Origin of the sequence: uncultured Zoogloea sp., from assembly GCF_937894855.1 — a bacterium.
Taxonomy (GTDB): domain Bacteria; phylum Pseudomonadota; class Gammaproteobacteria; order Burkholderiales; family Rhodocyclaceae; genus Zoogloea; species Zoogloea oryzae.
Genome location: NZ_CALAYQ010000159.1, coordinates 1 through 9,195 on the forward strand (window position 1 = coordinate 1; position 9,195 = coordinate 9,195).

18 protein-coding genes are annotated in these 9,195 nt (G+C 64.1%); 16 read left to right on the top strand and 2 right to left on the bottom strand.

What is annotated here, in order from left to right; genetic code table 11:
* The first annotated feature begins 151 nt into the window (after positions 1–151).
* The 5 genes from Q0672_RS18060 to Q0672_RS18080 all read left to right on the top strand — a co-directional run bounded on the left by Q0672_RS18060 (position 152) and on the right by Q0672_RS18080 (position 2,652).
* The gene (locus Q0672_RS18060; RefSeq protein ID WP_298624481.1) at positions 152–499 is read left to right on the top strand and encodes an SWIM zinc finger family protein; all 348 of its coding nucleotides are present in this window, start codon (positions 152–154) and stop codon (positions 497–499) included.
* 159 nt (positions 500–658) lie between these two features.
* Positions 659–865, top strand: coding sequence for a hypothetical protein (locus Q0672_RS18065; protein ID WP_298624483.1), 207 nt, complete (start codon positions 659–661; stop codon positions 863–865).
* Between the two features lie 3 nt (positions 866–868).
* Entirely contained in the window at positions 869–1,537 is a 669-nt protein-coding gene (locus tag Q0672_RS18070; RefSeq protein WP_298624485.1) for a hypothetical protein, read from the top strand.
* Between the two features lie 213 nt (positions 1,538–1,750).
* Positions 1,751–2,281 carry a hypothetical protein gene (locus tag Q0672_RS18075; RefSeq protein ID WP_298624487.1) on the top strand — a complete coding sequence of 177 codons (531 nt, stop codon included), beginning with the start codon at positions 1,751–1,753 and terminating at the stop codon, positions 2,279–2,281.
* Positions 2,278–2,652, top strand: coding sequence for a hypothetical protein (locus tag Q0672_RS18080; protein WP_298624489.1), 375 nt, complete (start codon positions 2,278–2,280; stop codon positions 2,650–2,652). Before Q0672_RS18075 ends, Q0672_RS18080 begins: the two co-directional genes overlap by 4 nt.
* A 141-nt stretch (positions 2,653–2,793) precedes the next feature.
* Here the strand turns inward: Q0672_RS18080 and Q0672_RS18085 are convergent, their stop codons facing one another.
* On the bottom strand, positions 2,794–3,168 hold the full coding sequence (locus tag Q0672_RS18085) for a MarR family transcriptional regulator (RefSeq protein ID WP_298624491.1): 375 nt from the start codon (positions 3,166–3,168) through the stop codon (positions 2,794–2,796).
* A gap of 2 nt (positions 3,169–3,170) precedes the next feature.
* On the bottom strand, positions 3,171–3,470 hold the full coding sequence (locus Q0672_RS18090; RefSeq protein WP_298624493.1) for a DUF6516 family protein: 300 nt from the start codon (positions 3,468–3,470) through the stop codon (positions 3,171–3,173).
* 130 nt (positions 3,471–3,600) lie between these two features.
* Between Q0672_RS18090 and Q0672_RS18095 the strand changes: the two genes are divergently transcribed.
* From Q0672_RS18095 to Q0672_RS18145, 11 genes are all read left to right on the top strand, one after another.
* The gene (locus Q0672_RS18095) at positions 3,601–4,296 is read left to right on the top strand and encodes a hypothetical protein (protein ID WP_298624495.1); all 696 of its coding nucleotides are present in this window, start codon (positions 3,601–3,603) and stop codon (positions 4,294–4,296) included.
* Positions 4,297–4,308: 12 nt separating this feature from the next.
* Positions 4,309–4,893 carry a hypothetical protein gene (locus tag Q0672_RS18100; RefSeq protein WP_298624497.1) on the top strand — a complete coding sequence of 195 codons (585 nt, stop codon included), beginning with the start codon at positions 4,309–4,311 and terminating at the stop codon, positions 4,891–4,893.
* Positions 4,894–4,904: 11 nt separating this feature from the next.
* On the top strand, positions 4,905–5,171 hold the full coding sequence (locus Q0672_RS18105; protein WP_298624499.1) for a hypothetical protein: 267 nt from the start codon (positions 4,905–4,907) through the stop codon (positions 5,169–5,171).
* Complete coding sequence (locus tag Q0672_RS18110) at positions 5,164–5,574, top strand: hypothetical protein (RefSeq protein WP_298624501.1); 411 nt, start codon at positions 5,164–5,166, stop codon at positions 5,572–5,574. Before Q0672_RS18105 ends, Q0672_RS18110 begins: the two co-directional genes overlap by 8 nt.
* A 109-nt stretch (positions 5,575–5,683) precedes the next feature.
* Positions 5,684–6,040, top strand: coding sequence for a hypothetical protein (locus tag Q0672_RS18115; RefSeq protein ID WP_298624503.1), 357 nt, complete (start codon positions 5,684–5,686; stop codon positions 6,038–6,040).
* Positions 6,037–6,285: a hypothetical protein gene (locus Q0672_RS18120; protein WP_298624505.1), complete on the top strand. Its 249-nt coding sequence runs from the start codon at positions 6,037–6,039 to the stop codon at positions 6,283–6,285. The genes Q0672_RS18115 and Q0672_RS18120 overlap by 4 nt, the downstream gene beginning before the upstream one ends.
* Positions 6,282–6,500 carry a hypothetical protein gene (locus tag Q0672_RS18125; protein ID WP_298624507.1) on the top strand — a complete coding sequence of 73 codons (219 nt, stop codon included), beginning with the start codon at positions 6,282–6,284 and terminating at the stop codon, positions 6,498–6,500. Before Q0672_RS18120 ends, Q0672_RS18125 begins: the two co-directional genes overlap by 4 nt.
* Positions 6,497–6,727: a hypothetical protein gene (locus tag Q0672_RS18130; RefSeq protein WP_298624509.1), complete on the top strand. Its 231-nt coding sequence runs from the start codon at positions 6,497–6,499 to the stop codon at positions 6,725–6,727. Before Q0672_RS18125 ends, Q0672_RS18130 begins: the two co-directional genes overlap by 4 nt.
* A complete protein-coding gene (locus Q0672_RS18135) occupies positions 6,724–6,909 on the top strand; it encodes a hypothetical protein (RefSeq protein WP_298624511.1) in 186 nt (61 codons plus the stop codon). The genes Q0672_RS18130 and Q0672_RS18135 overlap by 4 nt, the downstream gene beginning before the upstream one ends.
* The gene (locus Q0672_RS18140; RefSeq protein ID WP_298624513.1) at positions 6,906–8,657 is read left to right on the top strand and encodes a ParB/RepB/Spo0J family partition protein; all 1,752 of its coding nucleotides are present in this window, start codon (positions 6,906–6,908) and stop codon (positions 8,655–8,657) included. The genes Q0672_RS18135 and Q0672_RS18140 overlap by 4 nt, the downstream gene beginning before the upstream one ends.
* A gap of 12 nt (positions 8,658–8,669) precedes the next feature.
* Positions 8,670–9,195: DUF1566 domain-containing protein (locus Q0672_RS18145; RefSeq protein ID WP_298624515.1), on the top strand; the 526-nt coding region annotated here is incomplete at its 3' end.

The window sequence follows — 9,195 nt, forward strand, 5'->3', positions numbered from 1 at the left end:
CTCAAGACTGGCCGCATTCCCGAGGAGACCCGGATCTGGCGCGCCAAAAGCCAAAGTGAGGTGCTCCGCTTTTCCATTGAGAACCCCCAGACGGCGGAAACCACCGAGATCGAGACCGCGCCCTGCCCAGCGGAAGCAAGGGACGAAAATAATGCCTGAAGGTGTTCAGCAGTTCACGTTCCTTGTTCAAGGATCGGGAGAGCAGCCATACAAGGCTAGCTTTCTCCTGAGCAATCACGCGCTGAACGCGTTCTGTACCTGCCAGGCGGGCCAAAACGGCACCGTGTGCAAGCACCGGCTGTCCATACTGGCCGGGAGCATCTCAGGCATCATCAGCGACAACGCCCACGAGGTTGAGATGGTCGTGGCGCACCTACCCGGCACACCGCTTGCCGGAGCACTAGATCAATTGGTCACCGCCGAAATCGCAGCCGAGAGGGCAAAGGCCGAGTTGGCCAGCGCCAAGAAGGCCGTAGCGCGCGCGATGCACCACGGCTGACAAACACAAGCCGCAGCAGGCGGGCGCACCGGCCGGAGGCGCCTCAAGCTTCACGACCGCCCGTCGTTAAGGTTTGACCGACGGCGGAACGACGCGGCATACTCAGCATCCAACACAAGCCGCCACAGAGCGGCCGTAAGCATTGATTGAGGAGCCTTTATGACCACTGCCACCAGGCGCATTGCGCTTTCGCCCGGCTTCGTGGAGCGGGCCAACCGCGCCATGATCGACGGGCAGGCAGCCATTGCAGAAAAGCGGATTGATCGCCCCGCAGCGGTCAACCTGATCCTGCGCTCGACCCGGCTGGACGAAAACCAGATCCGAGAAGGTTTCTCGGAGGCGCTGAAGCGAGCTGGATCTCTCTGATCGATGCAGGCGCCACCCACGCCACTTGCGCCCCCGGCCACAGCAGCCGGCGCCCCGGCATATTCCGGTGGCGAGTCGGCCTATAACCACATCTATCGCCAGCTGGTCCAAGCCCCCAACGACATGATGGGGATTGTTGCTTACGCCCGCTACAAGCAACAGAAGATCGAGTGGATTCAGGGTTTTCAGGCGCAGCACGGCCGCGATCCGAACGATGCCGAGCTCAGCCATTTCAACAAAGTAACCAACACCCCCACCCAGATGCAGGGGTATCGCCTTCAGGCGAAAGAGATCATCGACCAGTTCGTCGAAACAACGCTCGAACAAGCTACGCGTGAAATCGAGCAAAGCTACGTGCTCTGGTACGAGGAAGAAGTCAAGAAAATCGAGGTGCGCCACGCGGCAGGATCGCGACAGGTGCTGCACGAATACAAGCAAGCGATCCTCACCGAGATACCCAAGGCGATCCCTGGGTTCTTCTCCGGTCTACTGCAGAACATTCTGGCCAATGTCGCCGTAGTGATTCTGGGTGCCCTCATGTTGCTCGTCGTGTGGAGCAACCGCTATGGCTTACTGGAGACCTTAGCGGAGGTCGGCGGATACAAGCTCCAGCCCGCCCAGGCCGAGGCCGACCCCAGCCCGCCTTCTAACCCGTCGCCCCCGAAGAAATGAAACCAAAAGCCCGCTTGCGCGGGCTTTTCACTTGTGCAGGCGTCTGCACCACGGCTGACAGGCGCAAGCCGCAGCAAGCGGGCGCACCGGCCGGAGGCACCTCAAGCTTCACGACCGCCCGTCGTTAAGGTTTGACGGTTGGCGGAACGTCGCCGCATACTGTTTGTCTGATAGAAGCCGCCGATTGCGGCTTTTTGCATGTGAGGGCTATTTATGTACACCGCTAGTATCGATATCGCAGTCCGCGCCGCCGAACACGACGCCCACCGCATGTCGTGGCTCGGTCGCATGCCTCCATGGGTGCTGCGCCTCGCCGTCGCGATCAGCGGCACCTGGCTTGTTGTACGGATTGATCATCTTTCGGATCGCATCGTTCAGAACACTTTTCGCCTGGACGAACTCTCCGCACACGTATCCAAGACCTCAGAGAACGGCGAAACCATCGACCCGAATGGCAAGCTTGAAGACATGCTCGACGACACGCTTTCCACCGTGAGGGGTTTTCGCGAAACCGTGCAGCGCATAAAGCGGAGCATCCAAATAAAGGGCATGCCGGAGCCGATCAAACAGTCGGTGGATCGACTTGCGGCGGTTCTCGACGAAAACATCACCGCGGCGGTCAAGCTTCGATGGGATTTGCTTGAGCACGACGCCAGCCTCTGCCGTCCGAGCGAAGGCTTTGTCGCTCGCTCCCCCTCCGAGCTGGATGCCCTGTTTGATCGCATCGAGCACGGAGCCCGATGAGCGAGAAAGCCCCTTACACTCAGCGACCCGCATCCGACGCCACACGACAAACGACCATCACGGCGATCGATGCGAGCAACCCCGTTTTTCAGCGCACCTTCCTCAAGCTAGGCGAAGGGATCCGCAAGGAGGCAAAGCGGGCTATTTCGGATCTGCTGTTGGTGGACGTAAGCAGCGCGCCTGCCAAGTTACACCTGCACCCCCTCAAGTCGAAGATGGTGACGTCTGCCGTGGATGGCAAGAAGAAAGTCAAGGTGTTCACTTTCCACATCACATCAAGCGACAGCCACAAGGCAAGCTTTACCCTGGAAGACGGCACAGCCTACCTTCGCGCATGCGGCCCCCATGACGAGATAGACAAGACCCCTTAGTCGCTCTGCAGATGCGAAACATCACACAGGCAGGCCCACTGCCCCTCACCTAGAACCACGAACAAAGCCCGCTTGCGCGGGCTTTTTACTTGTGCAGGCGTCTGCACCAATCCGAGCAACGCCTCGAAATGGTCTAGGCACCTACGCCGCCTGCAGCAGCGACGCATCCACCCGCACCACCACATCGTCCCAGGGCACGAAAACCCGCCCGCCCTCGTCCTTCTCAATCAGCCCGTGCTCGATGAGCTTCTGCACATCGGCATGCACATTTGAGTAATTGCGCAAAAGCGCTTTTGCGACCGCGTAAATCGACACCGGCCCCGCGCGCTTCACCTCACGTAGCGTATCCAGGCGACGCGGTGGCAGCTCGCTGAGCAGCTGCGCAGCGCTGGCAAAGTTCAGCCGGTAGTCGGCGGGCTCCCCCACCTTCCCCGCCTCGAGCGCATCCGCCAGGGCGAGCAGGCCGTCCCGGGCCTTGCTCCAGTCCGAGACTCCGATGATTGCGCAATTTGCCACGATCAACCTCCTGTCAGTGCGTCGACTTCCACCAGGAAGCTACGCAACGTCTGCGCCATCGACACGAAGCTGAAGGGCACTTCCGCCTCATCGGCCCCCACGTGCTTGTGGTCGCCCTTCCCCGCTTCGTTGTCGTAACGGACCAGCGTCTTGCCTTGCAGGCCCGCGTAGAGCCGGTACTTGTAGCCATGCATGCTACCGCGCACCGGCGGCTCCACCGCCCAGATCACGATCTCAATCACCACACCGTTCGGCAGGGTGTCTTTGCTTCGCTGCAGTAGTGTGGCGCCCATATATTGCATTGTACAGATACACTCCACCAACGCAAAATAACTAAACAGTTATTGACCTAAACTTAACTGTTCGGTTATTGTTTCTTCACCTCCACCGCACCCGACCACCGGCCGGGCGGTCCGGAGGCTGGAGAACATCGTGCAAACGTCCGCACAAACCCCCGAAAGCACCATCAAGCCCACCGCCCGCTTCAGCGCAGACCGGCTGCGGTGGGTGTTCGCCGCGCAAGCGGACATCCTTGACCCGCGCACCCACCTGCAGAAGGTGCTGATCGAGCCCTGCCCCGAAGGCGGCGTATACGTCGTGGCCACCAACGGCGCACTGCTGATGATTGCCTACGACGCCAAGGGCACCGCAAGCCACCGCTTTACCTTCGACCCGCTGCACGAGATTGCTGCCATCTGCGGCTACCCCATCGAAGATGACCCGATCTTCAGCAGCAGCATCTGGGCCGACACCATCGTGATCGATGGCGACACCCTCAGCGCTTGTCGTGTCTGGCCCAACCAGGAAAGCCCGGAGCCGGTGCTCTTCCAGAAGATCAAGGTTGGCGAGGAGTTTCCCAGCTGGCAGCCGCTCGCCAAACCGTCCGGCCCAACCAATCCCGTTCGCGCCTTCATGCAGAAGACCCTGCTTGAAATCGCCCTCTACGGCCTGAAGAACACCCCGGCCGAGATGAGTCTGCACCGCTACAGCCCGCAAGGGGCCGACGCCAACGAACAGCCGGTTCACATCACCTTCTCGAATCTTCCGCTGCGCGGCGTGCTGATGCCGCTGAAGACCAAGGAAGGGGAGCCGATCGCCGGCTCCGTACCCATGCCGTTCGACGCCTGACCGGAGGCCGCCATGACCAAGCCCGACCACGCCCGCGCCAACCGCATTCACGAAATCTGGAAGCGCCGCACCGCGCGCTTCCGTGAGGCCCACTACGCCCTGCGCCTTGCCGACGAACACTGCGACCGCGTTGGCCAAGCGCACCCCACCTACCGGCAGGCCCGCGAACTGGCGCAGCGCGCCATACGCCGCATGCAGATCACCCACCGGCAAACCATGCGTTTGGCGCGCCTCCAGATCGCCGCAGCGGGACTAGCTACCGCCGTTGGCCACACCCCAGCCACGGCCGCAGACGAATGGACCGCGCCCCAACTGGAAAAGGCCGCAGCGCTCGCCACCCTCACGGCTGCCGACTGGGCGCAGACCCGCAACATCGCCCGCCACCCGGTGCGCTGGCACGAGACCAACCCGCTGCTTGGCGAGCACCCGAGTGTTGGCGAGGTGGATCGGTACTTTGCGCTGTCAGCGATGCTCGGCGCGGCTGCCCTGCACGCCCTGCCCTCCCGCTACCGGGACATGGCGCTCAACGCGGGCCTGGTGATCGAGGCCACCTGCGTGGCCAACAACCTGCGCCTGGGCATCGGCATCAAGTTCTGAGGGTCGCCGCCATGCCCACCTCCCCTTCCGCCGCCCAGCGCCTTGCCCGCCTCGAGGAGATCGCCGAGGGCTTGTTTACCGCCCTTGCCGATCTGCGCCTGACCGACGCCCGCCGCAAGGGCCGCGACTCGGACGTGCATTACGGCCAGTGCCATGCGCTGGCCAACCTCGGGCTGATCGATGCTCCCCGAGTGCAGGCACTCGACCAGCAGGTCGCCGACGCGGCGCTCTCCTACTTCGCCAACACCCCTACGACCGAAGGAGCCACACATGGCTGATATCGCCCCTACCCACGCCGCCGCAATCGTCGTGATGATCGTCTGCATCCTTGGCGTGGTCTGGATTGCCCACCGGCTCGACTGCCGGGCACGCCGCCGCAATGCAGCGCGCCAGGCCGAGAGCGCACGCCGCGCGGCCCAGCTGCAGCAGGCGATCGCCCGCCGCATGGAATCCAGCCCGCTACCTGGCGAGGCGATGGCCGAGCACCAGGCCCGCCTCGCCCGCCTTCGGCTGGCCCGCGCCCAGGATGCGCTCCGCGAAGATCCGATGCGCCGGCACACCACTTCCCCCTGCGTGATCGCACCCGCTTCAATGGCCGAGCCGACGCGCCCCGCAACGATCGGCGACAGCACCACGCCGGCCCGCGTGCGGCCAATTCCGGCTTCGGCCGTCGAGGAGTGATCGCCATGGCCTTCAAGATCATCGCGGGCTTGATCGGACTCGTCTGCTACGCCGGACTCATCTGGTTCGTGTGCCGGCTGATGGGCGCCAACGGGCTGGAGGATGAGCAATGAGCACCCTTGCCATCACGATCACCCGCCAGGTGGCCGAGCAGATGTCGCAAGCCCTGCTAACCCTTGCCGCCCGGCAGGCAGACATCACCACAGCCGAAAGCGTGGCCCAGCGGCTCTCCAGCGCCGGCGTGCCGGCCGAGGCAAACGGCCGCGCCGACGGCTGCGCCATTCATGTGTGGGTGAAGGTTGGGCCGGTCAACCCGCTGCGGCTGGAGGCCGCGCTCACCCGGCTGGGTCTGCGCATCACCGACCAGTACCCCGGCCACACCGACTACACCCTGCGCCTCGCCGGCATCGACGTGCCCCTGTACGTCACGGCGAGCACAGCGCCGTTCGAGAGCCCCGAAAAGTGACCGTCTATGAAGGCCGGCTCTTATGCGTGCATCCGCTCTGCCACCGCTGGCCGAACGTGCGCAAAGAGCTCCGCACATTCGTGTCGGCCCACTCACCAGAAGAGGCAACCGAGGCTGCGAAAGAAAACTTCGCATCGTCGGATCGGCGCCGGTGTCGCGAATGTCACCGCCCGATCGCACTGCGCCACCTTGAAATGTGGAACACCGACGGCAACGGCAACGCCACCGACAAAGTAACGACATGAACACCCGCTTCCCGCCACCCACCGAAGCGCAGCTGCGCGAGGCCTACGACCGCACTCAACTGGCCCGCATGGGCATCACGTTCGAGGCAGCGCTGCAGGACCGTGCCATCACCGGCTCCCTTACCGGCATGGTCAATTCCGACCGGCGCTGGGCAGAGACGACTCTCGGCAAGGGTTCGCAGCGGATCGAAAGAATGAACAAGGACGCCCAGTGAGCCAGAAACCGAAACCCGACCTTCTCCAGAAGCTCGACGAACTCTCTACCGCGATGGCGAACGCCGTGGAAGGCGCTCCCCGGGCGCTGGTGCTGGGCGCGGCCCTCGCCGTGGCAATCGACGCAGCCGAGCAAGCCACCGACGTGGCCGAACTGATCGCCCTTCGCGGCGCCGCTGCAAAGGGCATCGCCCACCTCGACACGATCATCGAGAGGAAGACGTCATGACCAATGTGACCACCTTGATACCCGACGACGCCCTGCTGTTCGACGTCGCCCAGCAGGCCTGCGCAGCACACCTGCACCTCATTTCCAACGGCGAGCGCTTCGCCCTCTCGCCCACCATCCCGGCCGGCTGGCACGCCGTGCCCGTGGCCGACAAATCCAACCAGATCCGGAGAGCAGCATGACCGCCCGCGACAACATCCCCGACGAAGGCCAGCTGCTGGCCGCTGATGTGGAGCTGCTCTTTCCCAGCCCCACAAACCCCCGCAAGAGCTTCCCCGAGGCCGAGCTGCAGGAGCTCGCCGAGAGCATCAAGCAGCTGGGCGTGATGCAGCCCATCCTCGTGCGCCCCCTGCCGGCCGAGATCAAGGAGCGCGCCGCGCCGCTGGCAGACAAGGCCGAGCTGGAGATCATTGCCGGCGAACGGCGGTGGCGGGCTTCGTGCCTGGCAGGGCTGCGGTCTGTCCCGATCCTGCTGCGCCACCTCGACGACAAGACCGTGATCTGCATGCAGGTGGTCGAGAACTTGCAGCGCCAAGACCTCAACGCCATCGACGAGGCCGAGGGTTTTGGTCAGCTGCAGGACCAGGGCATGAGCGCCCAGGACATCGCCACCCAGGTGGGCAAGAGCAAGGCCTACATCTACGCCAAGCTCAAGCTGCTGGCCCTGTGCGAGGAAGGCCGCGCCGCGCTGCGCGAGAAGAAGATCACCGAGAGCGTGGCGCTGCTCGTCTCACGCATCCCCGACGCTGGCCTGCAGCGCACGGCGCTGGCCGAGGTCACCAAGCTCGACTACGACGGCGAGCCGATGAGCTACCGGGCAGCCGCCCGCTACATCCAGCGCGACTTTACCCACCGCCTGGAGCGCGCACCGTTCGACATCAACGACGAGCACTTGCACCCGACCTCGACCAGCTGCACCAACTGCCGCGACCGGCTCGGCAACCAACCCGACACCGCGCCCGATCTTGCAGACGTCTGCACCGACAACGTGTGCTATCGCCAGAAGGTCGAGGCCCACAAGGCTGCCCTGCAGGCACGTGCCGCCGCCGAAGGTCGCGAGACGATCAGCGGCGGCGCCGCCAAGAAGATCCGGCCTTACCCCACGTCGAGTTGCCAGGAGGGCTACGTCGCCCTGAACGAACGCTGCTACGAGCTGGAGGGCTACCCCAAGTACCGCGAACTGTTCAGCCAGGTGCCGGCTGGCCAGGTGCCCGTGACGCTGCTCGACCATCCAGACGGCGAATCCCTCGAGGAGATCGTCATCAAGGCCGATCTCTCGAAGGCGCTGCGCGATCTGGGCGTGGAGCTCATTACCCGATCCAACGACTCCCTTGCCCTACGCAAGAAGGAGGAAGAAGCCGCCGAGGCCGAGAACCGCTTCCGCCGCCGCCTCTTCAACGAGATCCGCTCGCAGCCCGTGCTGATGCTGACCACCCCCGATCTTCTCGAGCTGGCCACCTTCGGCCTCGAACGCCTCTACGAGGAATACCGCTATCTGGTCGCCCAGACGTGGTACCCGGAGTGCAAGAAGAAGGAAGCGCTGGAACGGCTGCACGAACGCCTGCCGAACATGGCCGACGTGGAACTCATGGCCGTCCTGCGCGACATCGTGCTGGCCCAGGACGTGAAGTCCATCTCATGGATCAGCAACACCCAGCCCACCCGCCTACTCGCCGCCGCCGAACGCATCGGCATCGACCCCGAGCGCGTCCGGAAGGACCAGCAACGCGAGGACGCCGGCACCACCGTCATCTATCGCAATCCCAACGCCCCCGACTCTGAATGGGACGGCAAGGGCAAGAAGCCCCTGTGGGTCGAGGCATGGGAGAGCACCGGCAAGACCATCGACGAGCTCGCCGTCGAGATCGACAAACCCAAATCCAAATCGGCCCGCCGCCCGGCGAAGGCCACCACCGCCACCAAGGCATAACCAGGAGCAATCATGGACCGCAACCAACAACCCACCCACCCCGCCATCGGCGAAGCCTTCGGCGGCGGTTTCTTCGCCGGCCTGATCCGGATCGGCAGTGCCACCTACGGCCTGATCGTCGCCCCGAAGCTGGCCGGCGAGATCTCCGGCGAATGGGGGCCGCGCGACACCGTCGAAGGTGCCCGCAGCTTCTTTGACGGTGTCGCAAACACCCAGGCCATGGCCTATGCCGGCAGCGATGTCGCCGCCCTCGTGCGCGGCCTCGTCATCGGCGGCAACACGGACTGGTACATCCCCAGCCGCGACGAGCTCGAGATCTGCTATCGCAACCTGAAGCCCACCGACGAAAGCAACTACTGCGGCAGCGGCGATAACCCGAGCGCCTACCTGCCCAGCTACGCCTACACCCCCGATGCACCCCCGCAGACCACCGTCGAGGCCTTCCGCGAGGAAGGTGCCGAGGCCTTCGACCCCAGTTGGTACTGGAGCAGCACGCAGTACGCCGGCTACGCCTCCAACGCCTGGCTTCAGAACTTCG